The 26,051-nt window shown below is 59.3% G+C and carries 26 protein-coding genes and 1 tRNA gene; 23 read left to right on the forward strand and 4 right to left on the reverse strand.

Annotation, left to right across the window (positions count from 1 at the left end):
- Window positions 1-28: 28 nt before the first annotated feature.
- A complete protein-coding gene (locus tag AC1DWZ_RS02645; protein ID WP_477167312.1) occupies window positions 29-739 on the reverse strand; it encodes a flagellar hook assembly protein FlgD in 711 nt (236 codons plus the stop codon).
- 275 nt (window positions 740-1,014) lie between these two features.
- Between AC1DWZ_RS02645 and AC1DWZ_RS02650 the strand changes: the two genes are divergently transcribed.
- The 11 genes from AC1DWZ_RS02650 to AC1DWZ_RS02700 all read left to right on the forward strand — a co-directional run bounded on the left by AC1DWZ_RS02650 (window position 1,015) and on the right by AC1DWZ_RS02700 (window position 10,311).
- Window positions 1,015-1,845, forward strand: a complete 831-nt coding sequence (locus AC1DWZ_RS02650) for a flagellin (protein WP_477167313.1) — start codon at window positions 1,015-1,017, stop codon at window positions 1,843-1,845.
- A gap of 124 nt (window positions 1,846-1,969) precedes the next feature.
- On the forward strand, window positions 1,970-3,646 hold the full coding sequence (fliD, locus tag AC1DWZ_RS02655) for a flagellar filament capping protein FliD (RefSeq protein WP_477167314.1): 1,677 nt from the start codon (window positions 1,970-1,972) through the stop codon (window positions 3,644-3,646).
- A 27-nt stretch (window positions 3,647-3,673) separates the two neighbouring features.
- Window positions 3,674-4,120, forward strand: coding sequence for a flagellar protein FliS (locus AC1DWZ_RS02660; protein ID WP_477167315.1), 447 nt, complete (start codon window positions 3,674-3,676; stop codon window positions 4,118-4,120).
- A 37-nt stretch (window positions 4,121-4,157) separates the two neighbouring features.
- Window positions 4,158-4,775, forward strand: a complete 618-nt coding sequence (locus AC1DWZ_RS02665) for a sigma-70 family RNA polymerase sigma factor (protein WP_477167316.1) — start codon at window positions 4,158-4,160, stop codon at window positions 4,773-4,775.
- Window positions 4,747-5,211: a hypothetical protein gene (locus AC1DWZ_RS02670; RefSeq protein WP_477167317.1), complete on the forward strand. Its 465-nt coding sequence runs from the start codon at window positions 4,747-4,749 to the stop codon at window positions 5,209-5,211. The genes AC1DWZ_RS02665 and AC1DWZ_RS02670 overlap by 29 nt, the downstream gene beginning before the upstream one ends.
- Window positions 5,212-5,241: 30 nt before the next feature.
- Entirely contained in the window at window positions 5,242-5,688 is a 447-nt protein-coding gene (locus AC1DWZ_RS02675) for a periplasmic heavy metal sensor (RefSeq protein ID WP_477167318.1), read from the forward strand.
- Between the two features lie 318 nt (window positions 5,689-6,006).
- Window positions 6,007-6,630: a thermostable hemolysin gene (locus AC1DWZ_RS02680; RefSeq protein WP_477167319.1), complete on the forward strand. Its 624-nt coding sequence runs from the start codon at window positions 6,007-6,009 to the stop codon at window positions 6,628-6,630.
- Window positions 6,627-8,189, forward strand: coding sequence for an AMP-binding protein (locus AC1DWZ_RS02685; protein WP_477167320.1), 1,563 nt, complete (start codon window positions 6,627-6,629; stop codon window positions 8,187-8,189). The genes AC1DWZ_RS02680 and AC1DWZ_RS02685 overlap by 4 nt, the downstream gene beginning before the upstream one ends.
- Window positions 8,179-8,832: a TenA family transcriptional regulator gene (locus AC1DWZ_RS02690; RefSeq protein ID WP_477167321.1), complete on the forward strand. Its 654-nt coding sequence runs from the start codon at window positions 8,179-8,181 to the stop codon at window positions 8,830-8,832. Before AC1DWZ_RS02685 ends, AC1DWZ_RS02690 begins: the two co-directional genes overlap by 11 nt.
- On the forward strand, window positions 8,829-9,674 hold the full coding sequence (locus tag AC1DWZ_RS02695) for an SDR family oxidoreductase (protein WP_477167322.1): 846 nt from the start codon (window positions 8,829-8,831) through the stop codon (window positions 9,672-9,674). The genes AC1DWZ_RS02690 and AC1DWZ_RS02695 overlap by 4 nt, the downstream gene beginning before the upstream one ends.
- Entirely contained in the window at window positions 9,610-10,311 is a 702-nt protein-coding gene (locus AC1DWZ_RS02700; protein WP_477167323.1) for a tetratricopeptide repeat protein, read from the forward strand. Before AC1DWZ_RS02695 ends, AC1DWZ_RS02700 begins: the two co-directional genes overlap by 65 nt.
- Before the next feature lie 113 nt (window positions 10,312-10,424).
- Here the strand turns inward: AC1DWZ_RS02700 and AC1DWZ_RS02705 are convergent, their stop codons facing one another.
- Complete coding sequence (locus AC1DWZ_RS02705) at window positions 10,425-12,530, reverse strand: putative bifunctional diguanylate cyclase/phosphodiesterase (RefSeq protein ID WP_477167324.1); 2,106 nt, start codon at window positions 12,528-12,530, stop codon at window positions 10,425-10,427.
- A gap of 502 nt (window positions 12,531-13,032) precedes the next feature.
- Between AC1DWZ_RS02705 and AC1DWZ_RS02710 the strand changes: the two genes are divergently transcribed.
- On the forward strand, window positions 13,033-14,049 hold the full coding sequence (locus tag AC1DWZ_RS02710; protein ID WP_477167325.1) for an acyltransferase family protein: 1,017 nt from the start codon (window positions 13,033-13,035) through the stop codon (window positions 14,047-14,049).
- 20 nt (window positions 14,050-14,069) lie between these two features.
- Here AC1DWZ_RS02710 and AC1DWZ_RS02715 read toward each other — a convergent pair.
- Window positions 14,070-14,159: transfer RNA gene (locus tag AC1DWZ_RS02715), tRNA-Ser, on the reverse strand.
- A gap of 140 nt (window positions 14,160-14,299) precedes the next feature.
- Here AC1DWZ_RS02715 and AC1DWZ_RS02720 point away from each other — a divergent pair.
- The 9 genes from AC1DWZ_RS02720 to rsfS all read left to right on the forward strand — a co-directional run bounded on the left by AC1DWZ_RS02720 (window position 14,300) and on the right by rsfS (window position 21,489).
- Window positions 14,300-15,322, forward strand: coding sequence for a C45 family peptidase (locus tag AC1DWZ_RS02720; RefSeq protein ID WP_477167326.1), 1,023 nt, complete (start codon window positions 14,300-14,302; stop codon window positions 15,320-15,322).
- 185 nt (window positions 15,323-15,507) lie between these two features.
- Window positions 15,508-15,822 (forward strand): 50S ribosomal protein L21, encoded by a 315-nt coding sequence (gene rplU, locus AC1DWZ_RS02725; protein WP_477167327.1) that lies wholly within the window; start codon window positions 15,508-15,510, stop codon window positions 15,820-15,822.
- Window positions 15,823-15,855: 33 nt separating this feature from the next.
- The gene (rpmA, locus tag AC1DWZ_RS02730; RefSeq protein WP_477167328.1) at window positions 15,856-16,128 is read left to right on the forward strand and encodes a 50S ribosomal protein L27; all 273 of its coding nucleotides are present in this window, start codon (window positions 15,856-15,858) and stop codon (window positions 16,126-16,128) included.
- Between the two features lie 102 nt (window positions 16,129-16,230).
- A complete protein-coding gene (locus tag AC1DWZ_RS02735) occupies window positions 16,231-16,665 on the forward strand; it encodes a bleomycin resistance protein (RefSeq protein ID WP_477167329.1) in 435 nt (144 codons plus the stop codon).
- Window positions 16,662-17,726, forward strand: coding sequence for a GTPase ObgE (gene obgE, locus AC1DWZ_RS02740; protein ID WP_477167330.1), 1,065 nt, complete (start codon window positions 16,662-16,664; stop codon window positions 17,724-17,726). The genes AC1DWZ_RS02735 and obgE overlap by 4 nt, the downstream gene beginning before the upstream one ends.
- A gap of 31 nt (window positions 17,727-17,757) precedes the next feature.
- Window positions 17,758-18,900, forward strand: coding sequence for a glutamate 5-kinase (proB, locus tag AC1DWZ_RS02745; protein ID WP_477167331.1), 1,143 nt, complete (start codon window positions 17,758-17,760; stop codon window positions 18,898-18,900).
- Between the two features lie 9 nt (window positions 18,901-18,909).
- The gene (locus AC1DWZ_RS02750; RefSeq protein WP_477167332.1) at window positions 18,910-20,193 is read left to right on the forward strand and encodes a glutamate-5-semialdehyde dehydrogenase; all 1,284 of its coding nucleotides are present in this window, start codon (window positions 18,910-18,912) and stop codon (window positions 20,191-20,193) included.
- A 2-nt stretch (window positions 20,194-20,195) separates the two neighbouring features.
- Window positions 20,196-20,834, forward strand: coding sequence for a nicotinate-nucleotide adenylyltransferase (locus tag AC1DWZ_RS02755; protein WP_477167333.1), 639 nt, complete (start codon window positions 20,196-20,198; stop codon window positions 20,832-20,834).
- A 322-nt stretch (window positions 20,835-21,156) separates the two neighbouring features.
- Window positions 21,157-21,489: a ribosome silencing factor gene (gene rsfS, locus AC1DWZ_RS02760; RefSeq protein ID WP_477167334.1), complete on the forward strand. Its 333-nt coding sequence runs from the start codon at window positions 21,157-21,159 to the stop codon at window positions 21,487-21,489.
- Between the two features lie 3 nt (window positions 21,490-21,492).
- On the opposite strand, the gene ybaL is transcribed toward rsfS, so the two are convergent.
- The gene (ybaL, locus tag AC1DWZ_RS02765) at window positions 21,493-23,187 is read right to left on the reverse strand and encodes a YbaL family putative K(+) efflux transporter (RefSeq protein WP_477167335.1); all 1,695 of its coding nucleotides are present in this window, start codon (window positions 23,185-23,187) and stop codon (window positions 21,493-21,495) included.
- A 276-nt stretch (window positions 23,188-23,463) separates the two neighbouring features.
- Here ybaL and AC1DWZ_RS02770 point away from each other — a divergent pair, with 276 nt between their 5' ends.
- Window positions 23,464-24,354 carry a DMT family transporter gene (locus tag AC1DWZ_RS02770; RefSeq protein ID WP_477167336.1) on the forward strand — a complete coding sequence of 297 codons (891 nt, stop codon included), beginning with the start codon at window positions 23,464-23,466 and terminating at the stop codon, window positions 24,352-24,354.
- Window positions 24,355-24,463: 109 nt separating this feature from the next.
- Window positions 24,464-26,050: a peptide chain release factor 3 gene (locus tag AC1DWZ_RS02775; protein WP_477167337.1), complete on the forward strand. Its 1,587-nt coding sequence runs from the start codon at window positions 24,464-24,466 to the stop codon at window positions 26,048-26,050.
- The last annotated feature ends 1 nt before the right edge of the window (window position 26,051 follow it).

A 26,051-nucleotide genomic window follows, 5' to 3' on the forward strand; every position in this document is an offset into this window, starting at 1 on the left:
TTCTCCGCGACGGATTGTGGGGGCGTCTTTAGCTTTTGATGGCCGTGATCATGTCGGACGTAATGGCGAGATCGCCGATATAGAGTTCGATCTCATCGCCGGAGGTATCGACCCGGGACACGGTGCCGATGCTGGTGATATCCGCTGTAACTTCAGCGCCATCCGCGCCGACAGCCGTGACCGAGAGTGAATAGGTGCCGTCGTCCAGCGCATTGCCATCGCTGTCGGTGCCGTCCCAGGTGAACTCGTGGGCACCAGCACCCGTTTCGCCGGTCGTGGTGTAGACCGTGTTGCCGTTCTGATCCTTCACTGAGATCGAGACCGATTTTGCATCGTCCTCGAGATCGTAGCTCCAGTTCGCCGCGCCATCTTCCAGTGTGCTGTAATCGCTGCTGTATTCGACGGTCTTGCCGACATAGCTCAGCGCCAGCGTGTTGGTGTTCCAGGATGTCAGGCTGAGCAGGCTCTCAAGCGTATCATTCGTCTTGATGGACTGTTCGACATCCGCATATTGCACCAGCTGGTTGGTGAATTCCGATGTATCCATCGGGTCAAGCGGATCCTGGTTCTGCAACTGGGTCGTCAGCAGCGTCAGGAACGCCTCGTAATTGTCGAAAAGTGTCGTGGTCGAGTCCGACGACGTCGTGCTGGTCGTCGATGAAGATGAGGACGAGGAACTGCTTGAGCTGGAGACAGCTGTTGCGTTCGTAAGCGATGTAACCACGCTGCTGACCGACATTGCGACGCCTCCGCTGCAGGATTGACTGCAGGTTAAACGCGGCTCCGCGCAATATCGGGCGCAGTTTCTTGCGAATTATTCAGACACATTTCTACCGGCACATTTCTATTTGGCGCCTGTCTAAATTATGAGCGCCCGGTTCCGCACCATGCCGCGTTCAATCTGTAGTCAGCCCGCACTTTGAATGAGCCCGTGGCTCAGACCGGGGCGTTCTGATGGTCGCGACCGGCTAAACGGCCGGCGCAGGTTCCCTCTCAAACGGGTGGAGATATCTCATGCCTGTCATTGGTACCAACACAGCGGCCAACACCGCTTTACGTTACCTCAACCTGAACTCAGCCCAGGAATCGAGTTCAGTCGCCAAATTGTCGAGCGGTTCACGCATCACCAAGGCGTCCGATGACGCTGCTGGTCTTGCAGTGGGCATCGGCCTGCAGTCCGACGTTACAGTGCTGCAGCAGGCGTCAACCAACGCGGCTCACGGCGCCTCGGTGCTGCAGACCGCAGACGGCGGCGCTGCCAGGATCTCGGATATTCTGCAGCGTATGAAGACGTTGGCAGCGCAGTCGCTTTCAGGTGCGGTCACCGATACCGAACGCGCCTATATCGACTCCGAATTCCAGGAACTGGTCTCCGAAGTCGACAGTATCGCGACCGGTACGCGGTTCAACGGTGAATCACTGCTCGATGGCACATCGGATTTCTCCAACGGCACTGGCGTCTCCTTCCTGCTGGGAACGGACGCCACGACTGACGTGCTGACGGTGAACATTGATGCGCTGGATACGACGACCCTGGGCTTGACGGGTGATGTCACGAGCCAAGCCAATGCCACCACCGCTGCGGCAGCCATCGATGCCGCGGTTGATCTGGTGCTGTCCGCTCGAGCCAGCATCGGTGCTCAGATGTCGCGCTTCGACTATCGCGGCCAGATGATCGACACTTCAATCGAAAATCTGAGCTCGGCTGAATCGGCCATCATGGATGCCGATGTGGCCGAGGAGCAGTCCAACCTCACGACTTCCGAAGTGCTGACCGATGCCAGCATTTCGGCGCTGAGCCATGCCAACGACATGTCAACCAGACTGTCGAAGCTGCTGCAGTAGAGCGAGTGATCAGGATAGGTGGGCGATGCAGGTTGAAATTCCAATCTTCAGTCCGTGTAGCTCGCCTATCCAGATCGCACGTTGGTGGAAAACTGGTAGCAGGGCACTCTAGGAAGGTACGATCATGACGGTCATTTCTGGTGCCACCAGCGGCGTTTCTGCCGTAACGTCGGCAACCGCCAGCCTCGATACCGAGACGCTGATTGAGAATGCGGTTGCCGTCCGCGAGGCGGCGTCGGATACGATCGAGCTTAAGGTCACGGCCGCCGAAGCCAAGGTCAGCGCCTATGAGGAATTGGAGTCGCTGCTGTTGACGCTGTCGGACGCGGCGGACGCCCTGCGCAACCCTGCCTCGTCATCGGAAACGGATGCGTTTGAAGAGCGATCGGTCTCGTTGAGCGCCACCGGGGCATCGGATGCGACCGACGTCATGGGCGCATCGGTCAGTGCCAATGCCGAAATTGCCAGCTACAGCATTGTTGTCGAGCAGGTCGCAACCGCCCACAAGATTGCGGCCGACAACAGCTCCAGTCGATCAGACGCGCTGGGCCTGGAAGGAACGTTCAGCTTGGCCGCCGGTGACAATGATGCCGTGTCGATTGAGATTGCCAGCGATATGTCGCTGGACGAGATTGCCGAAGCCATCAACGCGGAGAGCGACGATACCGGCGTGGCGGCCTCCATACTCAAATTGTCTGACGCCTCCTATATGCTGGTTCTGACGGCAAGCGAAACGAATAAGGCAATCTCGCTTGGCGACACTGACGGTACCGTCCTTGAATCTCTGGGGCTGGTGACCAGCAGCGGCGAGATCGGCAATGAATTGCAGGTCGCTCAGGCGGCGGTCATCACAATCGATGGCGTTTCTGTGACGCGATCCAGCAACGAAATAGATGATCTTATCGATAACGTTACGCTCTATCTCTACGCCGGCGATGAAGACACAACGATCACGCTGGATATCGGTGCCGATCTCAGCGGAATCAATACGGCAATCTCGGATTTTGTCGACGCCTATAACGCCGTCCGCGACTTTGTCCTGACGCAGCAGGAGGTCACGTCGGATGGTGAAGCAGCTGATACTGCCGTTCTATATGGCGACGCCTTGGTACGTAGCTTGAGCAACGATCTCTCGTCATTGTTATCGGCCAGTGCAGGTGATGACAGTGCGGTCCTGGCGATGATCGGCATCACCTTGGATGAAGAAAACAAGTTGACGATCGATAGCACCGCCTTGGCTGATGCGCTGGCATCAGATCTCGATACCGTCGAGGCATTGTTTCGATTTGAGTCTGAGACGTCGTCCAGCAAGCTCGCCGTGATCGATAACGGTTCGACCGGCGGGTCGGCAGAATTTACCCTCGACATCACGGTTGACGCGGATGGAAACATCACAAGTGCTGGAATTGCCGGTGATACCAGCCTGTTTACCGTTACCGGCAACCGGATAGAAGGTGCCGAGGGAACTGAATATGAGGGGATCGTTTTTGCCTACATTGGCGCGGAATCTGCATCAGTAAACGTGTCGATTACGCGGGGAATGGCGCAGAAATTTTCAGACATAATCGGTGACTATGCCGGGACCTATGCTGGCGCCGACGGATCACGGATTACGACGCTGGTTGATAGCTTGAATGACAGCATTACGGATATGGAAACAGAGGTCAGCAATATTCAGCAACGAACCGAAGACTACCGGGCGTGGCTGACGGAATACTACGCACGCATTGAAGCACAGATTAATGCCGCCAGCCGGTTGCGGGAACAATTGGCGATCCTGCTGGCCGACAATGACGATTAGGCGAGAAGTGACTCTTGGGGGGCGGGAATGAAGCTAGGGTCGGGTGTAGCGGCGCGCGCCTATCGATCGGCGCATGCGGGTTCGAGTGTCCTTGACGTGGTTATTGCGGTTTATGACGCGATCGTGGTCGACCTGCTGCAGGCACAGGAAGCGCGGGCGGCTGGTCGGTTCGATGCTGAATTTAGACTGTTGCAGGACGCATCGCGCCTGACGCTTGGCCTGCACGCAGCTCTCGATCCGCGCCAGGACGCGGCTCTGAAAGCGTCGTTGCAGCGCTTCTATCTGACCATGAACTTTCAGATTCTGGCCGTTCCGCGGCGAAACGACCCAGCAGCAGCCGTGGCGCGGTTACTCCGCCAAATCCGTGCCATGCGCGATGCTTGGCGCAAGGTTTCGGCCCATCTGCCGACGCCGGCAGGCGGGGTGACAACGTCCCTGGCTGCTGCGCCCAGAGACATCAATGTCGTTCTCTAGGTCCATTGATGCGCGCCTGGGTGTGGATACCGCGACATTGGCGGGCAACACCATGCTGACGGCCAGCAATCGCGCTGGCGCGCCGGACAATGCGATGCCCGATGAAGATTTGCTCGATTTGATGCGCCAGGACGACGAGCCGGCATTTCGGCTACTGGTCACACGACACGTCTATCGGGCGCAGCGCCTGGCCGTTCGGCTGCTGGGAGAAGCCTCGCTGGCCGAGGATATCGTCCAGGACGTCTTTTTGCAGATCTGGGTGAAGCGTGCCAAATGGCAACGAACCCATGCCAAGTTCACGTCTTGGCTGTTCCGTGTGATTTTTAATCGATGCATGGACGTGCGGCGAAAGCGCCGGGACGTTGCCATGGACACCATCGACGAGCCCGCCGACGACCAAGCCGATGCGGTGACCCGCATTTATCGCAGTCATGTCATGCGTCGGTTGAGAGACGCCATGGCCTTGCTGCCAGGGTCACAATATGTTGCCTTGTTTCTGAGTTATCACGAAGGCTATAGTGTGAAGGATACTGCTATGGCGATGGGTATCTCGGTACAGGCCGCAGAGTCGCTCCTAAAGAGGGGCCGACAGAACCTCAGGGACCAATTAAAACGGGACCGCCTCAATGTGCAGCAAGCCTTCCCCGACTCATGAGGGGCCAACTCATGAGACCGCAACACTCGATGAATTTGAAGCCGATCTGGACCAGTTTGGTGGCGACCTAGGCCACTGGCCATCGGAAAGGCGACTGCGTGCCGAGCAATTGATGGCGGTGTCGCCGGCTGCCCGAGAGGCTTTGGCCGATGCACGGCTGGTTGACGAATTTCTGGCGGCCCGGCCATCCGCCCCCAGCGACAATGGCCTCGCTGAGCGGATCTTCGCGCGCCAGCGTGCGGTGGATGCGGCCACCGCCTCTACCGAGGTACAGGGTGGGGCGGCATCTGTCTGGACGTTCGGCTTGCGGCAGGTCGCCCTCTATGCGGCCGTCGGTATCGTCGGGCTGGCATCGGGCTGGCTGGTGATGCCGGCGCAAACCGTCTATGACGTGTCCGGTGTCTTTATGCTGTGTACCGACGTCTTCTACCTCTGATCCCAGTTCTTTTGCGTCCAGGTCGATCCCATGCATGATCTTTTCAGCGGCAAGAATGCGGCCAAGTGGCTGCTGGCATCCGTGCTGGTCAATATGTTCTTGCTGGGCGCTGCCGTGGCGCCGCATTTCTTTCGACCCCCACCGCCGCCGCTTCTCACGCCGCCACCGCCGCGCTTCATGATCGAACGCTTGTCGGAATCTTTGTCGGATGCCGGCCGACATGAGTTGCTGCAAGCCTATGACGAGACGGAACCGCAGCTCGATGCATTGTTTGAAGCATTCAACAACACGCAACGGGACCTGATGCGAGTCTTCGCCGCAGACCCACTTGACGAAACAGCCTATCGGCAGGCCCTCGATAGTCGGAAGGCAGCTGCCGACAAATTCTTCTCAGCCATGTCAGATTTCTTTCTGCGGACTGCCGGGAAGCTATCGGCTGACGATCGGCGGCGCATTACGGAACGCGGTCGCATCTGATCGCTCGCGCGGGCCTCTCTTGCGCAGTGACTCTTCAACGAGCCGCCGGCCCCTATGCAGTCAAGGATTTGCAAGGTAGCTGATGTGGTGGTGACGCGCGTCAACCACATGATGCCGTTGTGATCACCTTTCCGTGAGCCACTGCATTTACGCAGAACGCGCCGTTGCGTCGCAGCATAGGCGACAGTCTGTCGTCAGCATGTTGCGTTTAAGTGCCGACGTGCATCGAGCAAAGCCCATCAGCATCGATCTGCAGATGTCGCGTCGTGCGGAGAGTAATGCTCAGTGTCTCCGTCAAGAAAAGATAAGGACAGGGAAATGACAGCTTTGCCGAGATGGCCGGAAAGCGTTGAAGGCGCAGTTCTTCACGAATGTACGGGCCCGGAGCGTCACGCTACTGAAAATCTGATCAGGAGCAGGTTTCGGAAGTCGTTTGGTGCCGATCTCCATACATTGATGCCACGTCTTTTTACGATGACCGATGCTGGCGGTGATTTGGTCTGTGCATTCGGGCTGCGTGAGGCAGCGAAGGAACGCTTGTATATGGAACAGTATCTCGATCAACCGGTCGAGCATGCGATCGCTTCATTTTCACGCAGAGCTGTCGCGCGGTCACACATTATCGAGGTCGGAAATTTAGCTGCGATGCCGGGGAATGCCCGGTCAATGATCGTGACGTTGACGCGCTATCTCTATTACGCTGATTTTCATTGGGTAGTCTTCACCGGTGTAGCTGCTTTACGTGCTGCATTCTTACGGCTTGGCCTGCAGCCCGTAACCCTGGCCGCAGCGGAGCCAAGCCGGCTCGATCCCGCGGATCTTGCCAAATGGGGTGACTATTTTGCAGCCTCTCCGCAGGTCATGGCCGGCGATATCCGCAACGGCTATCGCATGCTGGAGACAGCGACTCAGGCTGGCCCCGTTACGTGGCGGTCCGCATGATGACATTTCCAGACGCACTGGCCGCCTTGGCGCATTGGGCACTGAAGCGCCCAGAGGATATAGCCGTCCGCACGGAGGACGGCAGCGTCAGCTATCGTCATTTGCATCGGATGGTCATCAATGCAGCTGCCATCCTCACCGCGACGACCGCGCAAAGATGCGCCCTTTTCATGGACAATGGTCTTGCCTGGATTGTGGCAGATCTTGCTCTACGGCAAGCCGGGTGCATCGTCGTCCCGCTGCCAGCCTATTTCTCCGACGAGCAGATCGAGCATGTGCTGCGCCGTGTCGGCGTCGACCTGGTCATAACCGATTCCCCGCACCGGCTCGGTGAACGTGTAGGTGCCATGTTGCAGACGGCGCGGCAGGTTCTGGGCGAGGAGTCCCAGCTGCACAATGTATATCTGTTCGGACTGGCGCAGAGTGCCGGCATCGGCCGGCCGCCATTGCCACCCGGATCCCGCAAGCTGACCTTCACGTCCGGCACGACCGGCCGACCGAAGGGTGTCTGCCTCAGCGACACAGTCATTGACCAAGTTGCACAATCATTGTTGAGCGCCACGGAAGGCGATGACCACGATCGGCATCTCAGCATTCTGCCGTACCCAGCCCTGCTGGAGAATATTGCCGGCATTGACGTGTCGCTTCTGGCGGGCGCCGAAATCTGTGCGCTGCCGCTGGCATCTTTGGGCTTCGCTGGTTCGTCGGGATTGAACCCGATGCAGCTTATAGGGGCGCTCGACCGGCACCGGCCTTCCAGTATCGTGACGGTGCCGCAGATTCTTGACGTTCTCGTCACCGTGGCAAGGAATGCCGGTTGGCAGCCGGACTATTTACGCCATGTCGCTGTGGGCGGCGCCGTCTTGGCGGATGGCACCGTTTTGCAGGCGCGGGCACTGGGATTGCCGGTCTTCGAGGGCTATGGCCTGTCAGAATGCGGCTCTGTCGTGACATTGAATACTCGCACACATAGTCGGCCGGGAAGCGTTGGTCGGGTCTTGCCCCATTGCAGTATCGCGCTGGCCGATGATGGCGAGGTGATGGTGGCCGGGGCAGGCGCGGCCGGCTATCTCGAGGCGGACGGTGGTGTGACGATGTTCGGTGTCGAGCCCATCGCTACCGGTGACATCGGCCGCCTTGACGAGGATGGCTACCTCTATCTGTCGGGCCGCAAGAAGAACATGTTTATCACGGCTTTCGGCCGTAACGTGGCGCCGGATTGGGTTGAATGCGAATTGAGCGCAGCCCCGACCATTGCGCAGGCCGCCGTCTTTGGTGAGGCGAGGCCGTGGAATGCCGCAATCATCGTGCCGCATCCCGAGGTTATCGCCAAAGATGCCACTACCTGGAGAGACATACTGGCGGCCGATATCGAGCGGGTGAACGCTCGCCTGCCGGATTACGCGCGCATCCGCGACTGGCTGGTGGCCGATCAGCCCTTTCTGCCCAGCAATGGCTTGCTGACCTGGAACGGCCGGTTGCGCCGACAGCAGATTGCCGAACTCTATCAGGATCGCCTTGACCGCTTGTACCAAGAGGAACTTATCCATGTTTCATGAAGAATTGATCGCCCAGACCGAAACCGAGCGACAGGCCTTGTTCGCTGTTCCACTGATTCAGAACGCCCTGCACGGCAATGTTACGCGCGCCAACTATCTCGAGTTTCTGGCTCAGGCCTATCATCATGTGCGCCATACTGTGCCGCTCCTGATGACTTGCGGATCGCGCTTGCCGGACAATCTGAGTTGGCTGCGGAATGCCATCGTTGACTATATCGAAGAAGAGGCAGGTCACGATGAATGGATCCTTGCTGACATCGATCATGCCGGCGGAAGTTCGGCCGAGGTCCGACATGGCGCACCCAGTCACGCCACCGAAGTGATGGTTTCCTATGCTTATGACGGGATCCAGCGGCAGAATCCGGTAATCTTCTTCGGCATGGCTCATGTGCTCGAGGGGACCAGCGTGCAGCTGGCAAGCCGGGCCGCAGACGTGTTGCGCAACGCGCTGCAGCTGCCGGCCAACGCCTTCACCTACCTGACCTCTCACGGCACGCTCGACATCGAGCACACGAAAGTATTCGCCAGTCTGATCAATCGCCTCGATCGGCGCGAAGACCAAGATGCCGTTGTACATGCGGCAAAGGCGTTCTACCGGCTCTATGCGGACGTCTTCCGCGGTGTCGATAGGGCGGCAGCGTGAAGGATCGGATGCATGTGCTGGTGACTGGCGCGACCGGCGGTATCGGCGCCGCGGTTGCGCGCCAGCTAGCCGCGCTGGGCTTTGACATGACGCTGATCGCACGCGATCCGGGGCGATTGTCCGCGTTGGGAGATGCATTGCGTGTGTCGGGTGTGATGGTGACGCAAATCGCCGTCTCTCTAGATCGCAGCACGGACTTCGATGAATTGATTCGCCGGGCATCGCATTGCAACGGACCGATCGATATTCTCGTCAACAACGCCGCCGTGAACTGGTTCGGGCACTTTGCTGGCATGCCGGATCTGGCTATCGAGAGTCTGATCGAGACGAACATCGGAGTCCCGATCCGTATGACTCGTGCCGTGCTACCCGGCATGCAAAAGAACCATCGCGGCATTGTCGTCAATATCGGGTCGGTCTTCGGGAGCATCGGTTTTGCTGGTTTTCCGGTTTACAGCGCATGCAAATTTGCGCTGCGTGGCTTTTCCGAGGCGCTGCGCCGCGAGTTGCGTGGCAGCGGCATCAGCATCGTCTACGTGGCGCCGCGCTACACGCGAACCGGCTTTAACGACGGCGCCGTCGATCGTATGGCGCGGGCGACCAAGATGACCATGGACGCGCCGGAAGTAGTGGCACGGCGCATCGTGGAGGCGATTCTTGCACAGCGCTCCGAAACGATCATCGGTTGGCCGGAGCGCATATTCGCCAAACTTAATGCATTGCTGCCCCGCTTGGTCGACCGCAGCCTTATCGACACAAGCCGGCAGATCATGATTCATGCACCCGGCACCGCTGCCGGGTACTCATCTGAAGAGGAGACTTCCCGACATGAACATCCGTAATCTATCGCAGTGCTTCGCACTTGTCGTTCCGCTTCTCGCGGGAGCTGGGGCTGCATCAGCAGGTCAGGATCCTGCCATCCTGCTTTTGGATCTGCAGCATAAATGGGCGACTGCAAATTACCAGGTGCCGGAGAAGGACCGGGAAGCTGCATTCAAGGCACTCGTGCCAGCTGCTGAGGATGCAGTGAAGCAATACCCGCAGTCGGCGTCGCTGCTCGCCTGGCGTGGGATCATTCTTAGCACTTATGCTGGCGCCAAAGGTGGATTGGGTGCGCTCGATTTGGCCAAGCAGGCACTGACATCGCTGGAAGCCGCCGCCAAGATCGATGAAAAGGCGTTGGGTGGTGGCATCGATACCTCCATTGGGGCGCTTTACTACAAGGTGCCCGGTTGGCCGCTTGGCTTTGGCGATGATGACAAGGCTGCCGATTATCTCGCTAAGGGGCTGGCGCTCAATCCGACCGGCATCGACGAAAATTATTTCTATGCCGACTACCTGATCGAGCAGGGAGAGAAGGGCAAGGCAAAACAATATCTGGAAAGGGCTCTTTCTGCCGCCCCGAGGCCTGATCGCCCCGACGCAGATGCCGGCCGCCGCCAGGACATTGCCGTCGCGATGGCGAAGCTCGTGGACTAGCGTCGTATGGGCTGCGCAACTTGCCAGGTTGGCGCATGCGGGCAAGATCAATTAGGACATAGATTGCGTCGAACCGGCCCGCGCCGGTAGCTTGCCGCCGTAGTCAACTGCCATCAGGCTTGGGCTCCCGGCCGGTAACTTGAAATGCCGCTGGCAAGCAATGCCGTGAACTCATCGGCAATTACAGGGCGGCTGAATAGGAAACCCTGTCCTTCTTCGCAGTGCCGATCCTTCAGGAAACTCAGCTGTACTTGATTCTCGATGCCTTCAGCGACGACCTTCAACTTGAGACTGTTCCCCATGCTGATCACGGCACTGGCGATGATGCCATTGTGTGTGGTCGACTCTATCTCACCAACGAATGACTGATCCATTTTCAGAACATCCAGGGGAAATTGGCGAAGATAGCTCAAGCTGGAATAGCCAGTGCCGAAATCATCCACCGCCAACTGCACGCCCATTACCTTCAGTTCCTGAAGTATCGCCGTGCTATATTCGGCATCGTGCATTAGGACACCTTCGGTGATCTCGAGTTGCAGATATCCCGGTGCCAAGCCGGTCTCATGGAGAATGGTGCGCAAGCCTTCGAGGAAGGCCTTGTGGCGAAACTCCAGAGCAGAAATGTTGACAGCCATGGATATCGGCGCGAACCCGGTATCATGCCACCGCTTTGCCTGCGTGCAGGCTTCGCGCAGAATCCAGCGGCCGATCGGGACGATCAGGCCGCAATCCTCGGCGATCGGCACAAAGCGCGCAGGGTATACCGGTCCCCAGTCGGCATGCATCCAGCGCACTAAGGCTTCGACGCCGGTGATTGCGCCGGTGCCGAGATTGATCTTGGGCTGGTAGTGCAGGACAAACTCCTGCTTCTCCAGCGCGTGCCGCAACCCGGCCTCGATAAGTTGCCGCTCGACGGCACGGACGGTCATGTCATTTCTGAAGAATTGGTAGTTGTTGCGCCCCTTTTCTTTAGCACTGTACATCGCAGTATCCGCGGCCTTGATCAACGCCTCAGCATCCTTTCCATCCGCTGGATAGACGCTGATGCCGATGCTGGCTGTGACATGCAGTTCACGCAAGGCAATCTCATGCGGTAGAGCCAGTGCTGCCAGGATCTTTTCAGCGGTCAGCGCAGCATTCTTCTCATACCTGCTTTCTGCCAACAGGATGACGAATTCGTCGCCGCCTTGCCTGCTGACAGTGTCCGAGCTGCGCACACAGTTGATCAGGCGCTGCGTGACCGATTGCAGCAATCGATCACCCGTCGCATGCCCCAGTGAGTCATTGATGTATTTCAGATTGTCCAAATCAACGAATAGAAGGGCAAGCTGCGTTTTCCGCCGTTTTGCCGACTGAATTGCCTGTGCAATGCGATCATTGAGCAAAACACGGTTGGGCAAGTTGGTCAGGAAGTCATGTTGAGCTAGATGCGCCATCTTTATAGTCATGGCCTGCGTGGCCGTGACGTCATGAAACACGATCACCACGCCGGTCAGGCGGCCATTCCAATCATGGATGGGCGAGGCGGAATCTTCAATGGCGGCTTCGCTTCCATCGCGCCGAACCAGCACGGTGTCAGCTTCCAGTCCCATAGGTTCGTCGTTTTGCAGTACGCGTTCGACCGGATTCCGCTGCCGTTCACGGGTGATCCCGTTGATGATATGAAAGACCTCGCTGATCGGGTGTCCGCGAGCGTCTTCCCGCGACCAGCCCGTCAGGCGTTCGCCCGCGATGTTAAGGTAGTCGACATTGCCCGACACATCGGTACAGATGACGGCGTCACTGATTGAATTGAGCGCGATGTCCGCGCGGGAGCGCTCCTTGTACAAATCCTGTTCGATCAAGCTGCGTTGAATGACGCTGCGCATGGCTTGCGGTACCAGATTGCTATCGAATTGACTTGTCGACAAATAGCCTTGTGCGCCACGCCGCACTGCTTCTCTCGCCAAATTCTCGTCACCGGTTGCGCTCAAGATCATGATGGGAGTTTGGGAGGCAACGGCTTGTAAGCGATCGAAGGTGGCGACACCAGCGCTATCGGACAAAGACAAGTCCGCCATGATCGCGTCGAGCCCACCCTTGCCGACTCTTTTGAGGCCTGCGGATAGGCTGCGTTCCCATTCAACTTCGAAACCGCCGTCCTCGGCATTTACCAAGGCGCTGGTGAGATGGGTGGCATCGGCAGCACGGTCCGTCAGGATGAGAACTGGGTTGAACATATCGGCGCACTCCGTTGAGCTTCGCGTAGCTCGGACTTTGACGGCAGGATGCAGCGAGTTCTCGGGGCGAACGACCAGGGTATGTTCTAAGGAATGGTCGATCGACGTGTCGGGTCAACCGGCACGGAGGAGGGCCAAGCCAAGCCGATCGAGATCGCACGAGACCAGCGAAGCTCAGTCGCCTGCCGCGTCGTGATTATTAGTAGTAGCTAATATGTAGTTATAAATTTTTAAAAGCGAGGCTCGGAAAGTACCTAGTCGCCATCGATATCAGTGGCATGTCTCTTTTAGAGCTGGAGAAATAGCGGCGAAGGTGGAACTCGATATCAGATCGCCGGTTAGACGTTCGTAATACTTACGGCCGATTTCCCGACACCTACCATTTCCTGATGCTGGTTCCTCTCTTGATCATCTTCGTATTGTAAAAATCGCATGTAAAAATAGAAAAATAAATAATTATGCTCGTTTTGGCGAGAAGATCCGGCCATCGAGGGAATCGTCGATGCGGAATATCTATTGGGACGAGGCAAGAGGCTTTGCTGTTGTTGCTGTCGTGGCCATCCACGCCGCTAACGCGGCGATAGCATTTCCTGTGAGCAGCGAAAACTTTGTCGTCGGGACCGTGTTACGCCAGTTCGTCGACTTCGCTGTCCCAGCCTTCCTGGCAATAGCCGGATATTTTGCCGGTTCGAAACCTATCGGATCCTATTGGCATTACGTTTGGCCGCGGCTCCTTCGGATCCTGGTACCCTACCTCGTCTGGACGCTGATCTATCTGCTGTTGCTGAAGCGCCAAGACTTTTTCTCTTTGAAAAAAATCGTCCTCGATATCGCCCTCGGACAGGGGATCGGGATCGGGTACTTTATCATTGTCCTCGCCCAGATGATCCTGCTGACGCCGTTTATAGCCCACCTGCAAAGCGCCAGAATGCATCTCGGGGTGATATTTCTGGGAACCCTTGCCGGTCTCTCTTTGACCTATGCAATACAGTTCAGCGGATTCAGCCCTAAGCTCGCCACATTCCCGTACTTCGCCATACCGTTTATTGTTTGGTACCCATTTTATCATCTTGGATTTCTGGCCGCCCGCGGACAGGCCACGGTTTTGAAAGCAAGCCACTGGGTGTATTGCGCAGCATGGCTCGCCTGCATCGGGCTGGGACTTCTTGAGGCGTGGTGGTTGGTCAGCGTCGGCTTGCCGGTGTTTGCCTCATCGCAGTTGAAGGCTTCAAGTATCCTTGGGTCATTGCTCTTGCTGTTTTGGTGGCGAAGCAGGGACGATGATCCTGTTCAGCTTGAGTGGTTGGCGGACCTCGGCAGACGATCGTTCTTTATCTATTTTTCTCATCTGCTCGCTTTTGGAGCGATCACCACCGCGCTGGATGGCATTCCATATCTCTCCGAAAGGCAGGCGCTCTACATATTGATACTGCTCGTCTCGGCGATCACAGCTTGTTCGATCGCGGCGAAATTTCTCGGCCTATTCTCAAGGCAAGTGCAGTCCCTGATTGGGCTCTGAGAAGTTTATGAGAAGTTTAGTGGCGGAGGGGGTGGGATTCGAACCCACGGTACGCTTGCACGTACAACAGTTTTCGAGACTGTCCCAATCGGCCACTCTGGCACCCCTCCGCAAGGGATCCGGAAGATCCGGGCCGTTTGATGCGCGCGGAACCTAGCGAAGTGAATCAGTATTCGCAAGCCCGGCTTGACCCGGTTGACGGTTAACGCCGATCCTCACGGTCGGAACGCCCGGGGGAGGGGTATAAACCATGGAACAAGGTGCCTTGCCGCAGATTCCGGTGATCGACCTGGGATCCCACGGCCTCGACCATCTGGCGGTCTTGGCACCGGAAAAGGTCCGGCTGCTGGCGGCTGCCGGGCGGGCACTTACCACGGCGCCGGTCCAGGCCTGGATGGATGGGCGCTCCAAGCCCTGGATCGCGCGGAATGTGACACCTTATAGGGAAGAGGTCGACCGGATCGCGGCGGCGGCTGGGGTTTCCGGCGTTCACGCGCTCAATATCAGCACAGAATGGGCCTGTTCCAGCATCATCCATGGCGGCCTGCTGATGCGAACCTTGGATTGGCCGCTTCATGGCATGGGCCCGACGCTGACTGTCACGCGCCATAATGCACATGTCGGAGCCTGGTGGCAGGCGACATGGCCTGGATTCGTGGGCGTTTTGACCGGCATGGCGCCTGGGCGCTTTGCTGCCTCCTACAATCAGCCGCCGATCCGGCGGCGGACCGGGCTTAAACCCCTGGATTGGGTATTGGAGCGCTTTGACGTCGATCGCCGGACGGCTCTGCCGCCAACCCATCTTTTAAGGCAGGTCTTTGAAAAAGCGGAAAATTTTGACGAGGCGTTGACAATGTTGCGGGATACGGAGCTGGCGATCCCGGCTTTGTTCAGTCTGGCCGGCGCAGATGGGCAGTCCGTTGTGATCGAGCGTCTTGAGACGAGAGCCCGGCTGCGGCCCGGTCCGGTCGCGATCGCCAATCATTGGCCAAATCTGCCGGATTCGCCGCCGGACTGGCCGGCGGGCTGGTTGCGGGGAGTGGATAGCGCTGGCCGTTTCCGGGATGCCTGCAATATTGCGACCGGGTTGACGGCCCTGCCCAATGGTTTCGACTGGCTGCAATATCCGATTCTTAATAAATTCAGCCGGTTAGCGGCCATGGCGGATTGTGTGGCCGGCACCTTTATCGTGCTGGGCCTGGAGCAGGCCGGGCAAAGCGCTGTGCCGGCTACCCAGGTTTTGCGACTTGATGGCCTGAAACCAAGGACTTAAGGTCTTCCGATCGCCCTGGCGAAAGTGGCCGGCGCGCGCATTATCTGCCGCGAATCCGGTTGACAGGCGGGGGCGATAACGTCTATTTCCCACCTCGAACGGGTCGCCCTTCGGCGGCCCGAAGCTTTTGGCATGAAATGGCGCTGCGTGGGCAACCCCCGCGACCCGCCTCTAGGACGGCAATTATGTTTGCAGTGATCAAGACGGGCGGCAAGCAATACAAGGTCGCTACCAACGACATCATCCTCGTTGAGAAGCTCGAGGCCGAAGAAGGTGCGAGCGTTACACTGGGTGAAGTTCTGATGGTCGGCGAAGGCGGCAACATCACTGTTGGCGCGCCCAATGTGGCTGGCGCTTCGGTGACGGCCAAGGTGCTCGAGCAGCGCAAGGCCGACAAGGTTCTGATCTTCAAGAAGAACCGTCGCCACAACTACCGCCGCAAGCGCGGCCATCGTCAGTTCGTGACGGTGCTCAAGATTGAAGGCATCAAGGCGGCCTAACGGCCCGCCTGATCGAATTAGGGAGAACTCCAAATGGCACATAAAAAAGCCGGTGGTAGCTCGCGCAACGGTCGCGATAGTGCTGGCCGCCGCTTGGGCGTGAAGAAGGCCGGTGGCGAAGTGATCGCGTCGGGCAACATCATCGTCCGTCAGCGCGGCACCAAGGTTCACCCCGGCCAGAACGTCGGTATCGGCAAGGACCACACCCTGTTCGCCACCGCGGCGGGCCGTGTGACGTTCAAGACCGGCACTGGCGGCCGCACCTTCGTGTCGGTGCTGCCTGTGGCTCTCCCGGCAGCCGAGTGAGCCATTTGCGCCCCTAAGGGCGCGGCCATTCGCTGAACGAGTTAAAAGGGGAATGGCGGAAACGCCATTCCCCTTTTTCGTTTTTGAAGATTTCGAGCGACCATGAAACCGAGCGACATCGATTACAACGCCCTGGTGCCGGAGCTGATCTGCCGTGATTTTGCGCGCAGCCGGGCGTTCTATGTCGATCTTCTGGGTTTCGGCTGCCTTTATGATCGGCCGGAGCATGGCTTTGCCTATCTCCAGCGCGGGCGCGCCCAGATCATGATCGAGCAGATGGATGATGATGGTTCCTGGTTTACCGGGGACATGCAGCCGCCGTTCGGCCGTGGCATCAACCTGCAGATCGAGATCGATGATCTCGAGGTGCTGGCGAGCAAACTGCGCGGCGCGGGCATCGCGTTCTTTCGCGAGCCCACCGATCGCTGGTACCGGGTCGGTGAGTATGAGACCGGTCAGCGCCAATTCCTGGTGCAGGACCCTGACGGATATTTGCTGCGCTTCTGCCAGCATCTTGGTGAAAGACCAACACAATGAAGTTTCTCGACGAGGCCAAGATTTTCGTGAAGTCCGGTGACGGTGGCGCTGGCTGCGTCTCGTTCCGGCGCGAGAAGTTCATCGAGTTCGGTGGCCCGGATGGCGGCAATGGTGGTCGCGGCGGCGACATCATTGTCGAGGTCGTGGCCAACCTCAACACGCTCATCGACTATCGCTACCAGCAGCATTTCAAGGCGCGCCGCGGCTATCATGGCAGTGGCAAGAATCGCACCGGTCCCGATTCCGATACCATCGTCATGAAGGTGCCGGTCGGCACGCAGATTTTCGATGAAGACAAGGAAACGCTGCTGTTCGATCTGGTGACGCCGGGTCAGCGCATCGTGCTATGCCGTGGCGGTGATGGCGGCTTCGGCAACGCGCATTTCAAGACCTCGACAAATCAGGCGCCACGCCTCGCTGGCCAAGGCTGGCCGGGTGAAGAGCGCTGGATCTGGCTCCGCCTGAAGCTGATTGCCGACGCCGGCCTTGTCGGCCTGCCAAATGCCGGCAAGTCGACGATGCTGGCCGCCGTTTCGCGCGCCAAGCCGAAGATCGCGGATTATCCGTTCACGACGCTGAAGCCGCAGTTGGGTGTCGTCTATTCCGACGAACGCGAATTCGTGCTCGCGGACATTCCAGGTCTCATTGAAGGCGCCCATGAAGGTGCGGGCCTTGGCACCAAGTTCCTGGGCCATGTCGAGCGCTGCCGCGTGCTGCTCCATCTCATCGATGGGACGCAGGAAGACGTGGCCGGCGCGTATAAGACGATCCGCAAGGAGCTGAAGGCCTATAGTTCGGTGCTGGCGGCGAAGCCGGAACTGGTTGCCCTCAACAAATGCGATGCCTTGACCGAGGAAGAAATCGAAGAAAAGGCTGCCGCTCTCAAGAAAGCGGCGAAGCTCAAGAAGGGACAGGTTGTTTACCGTGTGTCGGGCGCTGCCGGTATCAACGTGAAGGAACTGATGCGCACGATGCTGGGCATCATCGACACCGACAAGACACGTGAAGCAGCCGAGCAGAAAGATATGAGCCAGGGCATCGAAATCGACGCCGACGCGTAAGGGGCTGGTAGAGCGTAAGGGGTGCGCCGATATGAGCGACAAGAAACGGACACAGTCGAAAGAACGATCTCTCGCCAGCGCCAAGCGCATTGTTGTCAAGATCGGCTCCGCCCTGCTGGTCGATGATGAGACTGGCGGCATTCGCCGCAAATGGCTCGATGCGCTGGCTGACGATGTGGCGGCCTTGCGCGAGCAGGGCAAGGAAGTGCTGCTGGTATCATCGGGGGCCATTGCGGTTGGCCGTCGTCATCTTGGCCTGACCGACGGCGTCCTGCGGCTCGAGGAAAAACAGGCAGCTGCAGCGACTGGCCAAATTCGCCTTGCCCATGCCTATCAGGAAACGCTGGCACGCCACAGCATCACCGTGGCCCAGGTGCTGCTCACCCTCGACGATACGGAAGAGCGACGGCGGCATCTCAACGCCCGTTCCACATTGGCGACCTTGCTGCAGATGGGTGCCGTACCCGTCATCAATGAAAACGACACAGTTGCTACCAGCGAGATCCGATTTGGCGACAATGACCGCTTGGCCGCCCGTGTCGGTGCCATGATCAGCGCTGATACGCTGGTGCTGCTGTCCGACATCGACGGTCTCTATACCGCCGACCCGCGCAAGGACAAATCGGCGGCATTCATTGGTGAGATCACGGAAGTGACTGCCGACATCGAAGCTATGGCCGGTGTCGCACCCGCCGGTTATTCCTCGGGTGGCATGGTCACCAAGATCGCTGCGGCCCGGATCGCCATGTCGGCTGGTTGCCGCATGGTCATCGCCAGCGGTAAGAAGATGAATCCGCTGCAGGCAATTCTCGATGGCGGCACCTGTTCCTGGTTCCTGCCTGCGAGCGGTCCCAAAACCGCGCGCAAGAGCTGGATCGGCGGGTCGCTGAAGGCCAAGGGCAAGCTGGTGGTCGATGACGGTGCCCTGGCGGCACTCAAGGGTGGGCGTTCCTTGCTACCAGCCGGGATCGTCCGGGTGGAAGGGCGTTTCGAGCGCGGCGATGCGGTACTTGTGGTGGACGGGCAGGGCAACGAGATCGCCCGCGGTCTTGCCGCCTATGACGCTGCCGACGCGAAGCTCATCATGGGCCACAAATCGAAGGAGATTGCGGCCTTGCTCGGCTATCGCGGCCGTGATGAGATGATCCACCGGGATGATCTGGTCGTTAGCTAAGGACACGATATGACCGCGCTCAAGAAAGACGTTGGTGGCGATGCGTTGATGGGTGAGATGCTGGCGCTTGGCCGTGCGGCCAAGGTGGCTTCGGCCAAGCTCGCCCAGGCGCCCCGTGACAAGAAGGATTTGGCCCTCAAAGCCATGGCCGCGGAAATTCGCGTGCAGGCGCCAAAGATCCTGGCTGCCAATGAGCGCGACATGAATACGGCGCGCTCGCGCGGCCTCAGCGGCGCCTTACTCGATCGCCTGCTGCTCGATGCCAAGCGGATTGAAGGCATGGCTGCCGGCCTCGAAGAAGTCGCCCAGTTGCCGGACCCGGTTGGACGTTCGCTCGGTGCCTGGGACCGCCCCAATGGCCTCAAGATCGAACGCATGTCGGTGCCGCTCGGCGTCATCGGTATCATCTATGAAAGCCGCCCCAATGTGACAGCGGATGCTGCTGGCCTGTGTCTCAAATCCGGCAATGCCGCCATCTTGCGCGGTGGCTCGGAGAGCGCACACAGCGCCGCCGCCATTCTCGATTGCCTGCAAGAGGGGCTCTGCGCCGCCGGCCTGCCCAAGGCGTCGATCCAGCGCCTGCCCACCACCGATCGTGCTGCGGTCGGCATCATGCTGGGCATGACCGAAAGCATCGATCTCATCATTCCGCGCGGTGGCAAGGGCCTCATCGAGCGTGTGGCCAATGAAAGCCGCATTCCGGTGCTGAAACATCTCGATGGCATCTGCCATACCTATGTCGACGGCGAAGCGGACCCTGAGATGGCGCGCAAGATCGCGGTCAATGCCAAGATGCGCCGCACCGGAATTTGTGGCGCCACGGAAACATTGCTGATCGACCGGTCGGCGCTCACCTTCGCGAAGCCGATCCTCGATGACCTCATCAAGGCCGGCTGCGAACTTCGTGGCGATGCCGCAATCCAGGCGCTCGACAAGCGCGTCAGCGCCGCGTCACCGGAAGATTGGGACACGGAATATCTCGACGCGATCCTGTCAGTCCGCGTGGTCGATGGCGTGAGCGGCGCCATCGAGCATATCGAGCGTCACTCCTCGCACCATACTGAGGCGATCATCACCAAGAACGCCGCCACTGCGGCGCGCTTCTTGAACGAGATCGATTCCGGCATCGTTATCTGGAACAGCTCGACCCAGTTCGCCGATGGTGGTGAGTTCGGCATGGGCGCCGAGATCGGCATCTCGACCGGCAAACTGCACGCGCGAGGACCTGTGGGAGCCGAGCAGCTCACCTCCTATAAATACATCGTGCGCGGCGACGGCCAGGTACGGCCCTAAGCGTGGGCACGGTCGCGCGCAAGATCGGCATCCTGGGCGGCTCGTTCAATCCGGCCCATGACGGTCACCGGGATATCAGTCTCGCTGCCTTGGCGTATCTTGGCCTCGACGAGATCTGGTGGATGGTGGCGCCGCAGAATCCCCTCAAAAGCACCAACGGCATGGCTTCGTTTGCCGCCCGGATGGCCGAAGCGAAACGGGTGGCGCATCACCCACGCATCAAGGTGACCGATATCGAGCGTCATTTTGGGACCCGCTATACCGCGGACACGCTGCGGCACCTGACCCGCAAGTTCGCGAATTTTCGTTTCGTCTGGCTGATGGGGGCCGACAATCTTGGCAACATGGACCAATGGAAGGACTGGCAACAGATCTTTCATCTTGTGCCAATTGCGGTTTTTGACCGTCCGACATATACTTATCGTGCACTGGCCGCTAAAGCGGCACGGCGATTCGCCTGTTTTCGGGCGCGGGAGCAAGCAGCCCGAACGCTGGTTACGTCGCCACCGCCGGCGTGGACGTTTGTGCATCATCGATTGAATCCGATATCTGCCACCGAAATCCGCCGCAGGCGGCTTTGGGGCGAGATGGGTCCAAGAGTGCCAAGCCTCGGGGTGGCAGAGCCGGCGACGCCCCGATGACAATTGATCTATAACGCCGGCTTCTAGGAGGATTAACGCCATTTCCGAAAAGAACACCGCGGTTGGCCGGAAGACCGCAGCTAAATCGACCGGCACCAGCAAACCCGCCACGAAGAAGGCCGCGCCGAAGAAGGCGACCGCTCCCAAGGGAGCTAAGGCCGCGGTCAAGAAGACGACCGCGAAGTCCAAGGTGGCCACAAAATCCAAGACTGCGAAGCCAAAAACTGCTGGCAAGAAGCCCGCAGTGAAGGCCGTTGGCGCGAAGTCGATTGCGCCCGCAGCCTCAAGGCCGATTGATCAGTGGTCGCGAAATCTTCTCAAGATGGTTGAGAAGTCGCTGGATGCCGACAAGGCTGAGGACGTCGTGACGATCGATCTGTCCGGCAAATCGGCTATTGCCGATTACATGGTGATTGCCACCGGGCGCAACACACGCCAATTGGCTGCCATGGCGCACCATATTGCCGAAAAGCTCGGCAAGGCAGGCGCAAAGCCGATTGGTATCGAAGGCATCAGCCAAGGCGATTGGGTGCTGGTGGACGGCAACGATATCATCATCCATTTGTTCCGGCCGGACGTGCGAAAGCTCTACAGCCTGGAAAAGATGTGGGGCATCGACCAGCCGGAACCGGAAACGCTGCAGGCTGTCGGCTGACGCTTAGCTAGCTGTTTGAGTTGGGGCCTGGGCGGGTGAGCTAGCGCCGGCCTGACCGCCGAAGGCTTTGCCCAGCATGCCCTGCGCGATGGCTTCCGCGCCGACCACGATGCGGTCGGCGCCGTGGAGCTTGAGGTGTTCGATCTCGTCGCTGGAAAAAGCACGCGCGATGATTTCGAGCGACCCGTTTGCCGCCCGCGCTTGTTCGACCGCTTGGCCGGCTTCGAACGCATTGTCGATGGCTACGAACAGCCGCCTCGCGCCGATCATGTTGGCGGCGGCAATGGCATCGGGATCCGCCGCATTGGCAGCGATCACTTCGACACCGTCCGCGCGCAGGCGCCGCAGCGCATTTGCACGGTCTTCGATCACCAGGAACGGCAACTTGGCCTCTCGCAAATAGGCGATGAGCGCATTGCCGACGCGGCCACCGCCCACGATGACGGTGTGATCGGCCAGCGTCGTTTTGACAAGCTGGTCTGCGTTCAAGGCGGCTTCCGGCACCGCTTGGCGCTTACCCTTCAACCAGTCGATGGCGGTGAACAGGAGTGGGTTCGCCAGAATGGAAAGGATGGCGCCAGCCAGAATGAGGTCGCGGCCTTCTTGTGGCAGAAGTTGCAGGTCGACACCCAGGGCCGCAAGAATAAAAGAAAATTCACCGATCTGCGCAAGGCTTGCCGAGATGATCAAGGCTGTCCCGGTCGGATGCCGGAACAGCCGCACGATGACGAAAGCAGCGAGCGATTTTCCGAACACGATGATGGCAAAGGTTGCGGCCACCAGGAGTGGGCTCCTGAGCAGGATCGTGGGATCGAACAACATGCCCACTGACACGAAGAACAGAACGGCGAACGCGTCGCGCAGCGGCAGCGATTCCTCGGCGGCACGGTGGCTGAGCTCAGATTCAGCCAGCACCATGCCGGCGAAGAAGGCGCCGAGGGCGAACGACACGCCGAACAGGGTCGCGGCACCAAAGGCGACGCCGAGCGCAATCGCCAGGACCGCCAGGCGGAACAGCTCGCGCGAGCCGGTGTGGGCAATGTAGTGCAGCACCCAGGGAATGACCCGGCGCCCAACCACCAGCATGAACACGATGAAGGCCGTGACCTTGCCCAGGGTGATCAGCAGGGGCATCAGGAAATCGGCCCCGCCACCGGCCGTCTGACCATCGGATAAAGCAGCGGCAAAGGGAGGCAGCAAGACCAGGACCAGCACCATGACGAGGTCTTCGACGATCAGCCAGCCGATGGCGATGCGGCCACGGTCCGTTTCCAAGGCGTGGCGTTCCTGAAGAGCTCGGAGCAGGACGACCGTACTGGCAACCGAGAGGGCGAGGCCGAAAACCAGGCCACCCGCCATCGGCCAGCCGAGCGCCCAAGCGAGACCCCAGCCCAGCAATGTCGCAAAAGCGATCTGCAGGATTGCGCCAGGAATGGCGATGGCCTTCACCGACAGCAGATCCTTCAGGGAAAAATGCAGACCCACGCCGAACATCAGCAGGATGACGCCGATTTCGGCGAGCTCGGGCGCCAGGTCCTGGTCGGCAACATAGCCCGGCGTGAAGGGCCCGACGATGACACCTGCCAGCAGATAGCCGACCAGCGGCGAGATACGTAAGCGATGTGCCAGCGTGCCGAACACAAAGGCCAGGGCGAGGCTGCCGACAATGGTGGCAATGAGCGGCGTGGCGTGGGGCATGGATTCACGTCGCGAGTTCGTTGCAAGGAAGGGTGAGGGGGGCGGATTCCCATATCAAGCCCTTGACCTATATGGTGATTCAGGGGGCGGATATCAACCCTTGCCAATGCTTGTCGGTAACAAGGAAATCCCCTCCCCCTTTGCGGGAGAGGGGGTAAGTGATGGGCGCCCGCCATGCGAATTCCGGCCGCTGGGCCGATGGTTTCGCGCTACTCAGCACTCGTGCGGCTGGTTAGGCTCTTGTGCAACCACACGCGTTTCGCATCGGACCAAATCATGCTCGCCAATCGCGGCGTCTTGCTGGCGTTTCTCGCCTCCGCCGCCTTCTCCATGAAAGCCATTTTCGTCAAACTGGCCTATCTCTATGGCGTTGATGCCGTGCTGCTTCTGGCGTTGCGGATGGCGTTTTCCCTGCCGGTCCTGCTGGCAGCCGCCTGGTGGACTGGCCGCAATTCGGAACTGGCGCTGACACCGCGTGACTGGCTCAACATCATTTTCCTCGGTTTCGTCGGCTATTACCTCTCCAGCCTGCTCGATTTCCTGGGGCTTGCCTATATTTCGGCGGGGTTGGAGCGACTGATCCTGTTCCTCTACCCAACCGTGGTCGTGCTGATCTCGGTTTTCATGTTCGGCAAGAGCATCAGCAAGCGTGCGCTCGCTGCCATGGCATTGTCCTATCTCGGCATCGGCATCGCGTTCCTGCATGATATCGAGATCACCGGCGACCACCGTGCCACCCTGATCGGTGGTGGCCTGGTGTTCCTGTGCATGATCAGCTATGCCGTCTATCTTGTTGGCAGCGGCCAGATGATGGGCCGCATGGGCTCGACACGCTTTGCGGCCCTGGCCACCAGTGTTGCGGCGATCTCCGTCATGATTCATTTCTTGATCGCGAGCCCGCTGGTTGAGGCCATCCAGCAGCCCTGGCAGGTCTATGCCTATGCGGCGGGCATGGCGGGCCTTTCCACGATCCTGCCGATCTTCCTGACCGCCAAGGCCATCCAGCTGGTAGGAGCCTCCAAGGTCTCGATCGTGGGGTCGATCGGCCCTGTCGCCACCATCTTTTTCGGCTGGCTGATCCTGGGCGAAGACGTCTCGATCGAACAGATGATCGGTGCTGCGTTCGTCCTGGGCGGTGTCATGCTGGTGAGTTCGAAAAAAGCCTGAAAATCAAATGGTTGCAAATCGACCATGAGGCGTTGATTTGGGTGGAAAATCCGCCCGAATTGCTTAGATTGCGCACAAATCAGCAATCGAGAGACACCCCGAGAGACTTATGGCCAACCTGCCGAATGAAGTATCCCGGCGCCGGACCTTTGCGATCATCGCGCATCCCGACGCCGGCAAGACCACGCTCACGGAAAAGCTGCTCCTGTTCGGTGGTGCCATCCAGCTGGCCGGCGCCGTCAAGGCGCGTGGCGAACAGCGTCGCGCGCGCTCCGACTGGATGAAGGTCGAGCGCGAGCGGGGCATCTCGGTCACTGCCTCGGTCATGAGCTTCGAGTATCGGAACTGCGCGTTCAACCTCCTGGACACGCCCGGCCACGAGGATTTCAGTGAAGACACCTATCGCACGCTGACCGCCGTCGACAGCGCCGTCATGGTGATCGATGCCGCCAAGGGTATCGAAGCCCAGACGCTGAAACTCTTTGCTGCCTGCCGCCTGCGCGACGTGCCGATCGTCACTTTCATCAACAAGATGGACCGCGAAAGCCGCGACCCGATCGATCTCCTGTCCGAAATCGAGGACCAGCTGGCGCTCGACGTGACGCCGGCTTCTTGGCCGATCGGCATGGGGAAGACGTTCCGCGGCTGCTACGATCTCATGAAGGATCGCCTCATTCTATTCGAGCGTGGTGGCAAGCAGGACGAGGATGTTGTTGAAATTAAAGGTATTGATGACCCGAAGCTGGATGCCAATCTCAAGGCCGACGAGGTGCAGCGCTTGCGGGACGACATCGAGATGGCGCGCGGGCTGATGAAGCCGTTCGACCTTGCCGCCTATCGCGAGGGTCATCTGTCGCCGGTCTATTTCGGCTCCGCCGTCAACAATTTCGGCGTCGGCGAATTGCTGGCTGGTCTTGCCGAGATGGCGCCGCCACCGCGTCCGCAGAAGACGGCGACGCGCATGGTCGAGCCGACCGAGGAAAAGACCACCGCCTTCGTGTTCAAGATCCAGGCGAACATGGACCCGAAGCATCGCGACCGCATCGCATTCACACGTCTTTGCTCCGGCAAATTCGAGCGCGGGATGAAGATGCTGCATGTCCGTTCGGGCAAGCAGATCAACCTTCACAACCCGGTGGTGTTCCTGGCCCAGGATCGCGAGATCGCGGAAGAGGGATATGCCGGCGATATTCTCGGCATCCCCAATCACGGTAATTTGCGGATCGGCGACACGCTGACCGAGGGTGAGCCGCTGCAATTCGTGGGGATCCCCAGCTTCGCGCCGGAACATCTGCAGGCAGTGCGGGCCGATGACCCTTTGCGCGCCAAGCATCTTGGCAAGGCGTTGGAACAATTGGCAGAAGAGGGTGCTGCCCGCGTGTTCCGCCCGGAGATCGGCACCGACTATATCGTCGGTGTGGTAGGCGCGCTGCAGTTCGAAATCCTCGCAGACCGTATCCGTACCGAATACGGTCTGCCTGTGCGATTCGAGCCGACCAGCCTCTATACCGCCCGCTGGATCGAAAGCGACGATCCGGTGGCGCTAAAGACCTTCCTCGACGAGACGCGGGCCAGCGTGGGGCGCGATCACAATGGCGATCATGTGTTCCTGGCGCGCAACGCCTGGCACCTGGATCGGGCGGAAAAGGATCACCCGAAGCTGCGTTTCCTCAAAGTGAAGGAACAGGCCCAGTAAG

It is taken from the genome of Dongia sp. P2_B8 (assembly GCF_056404715.1).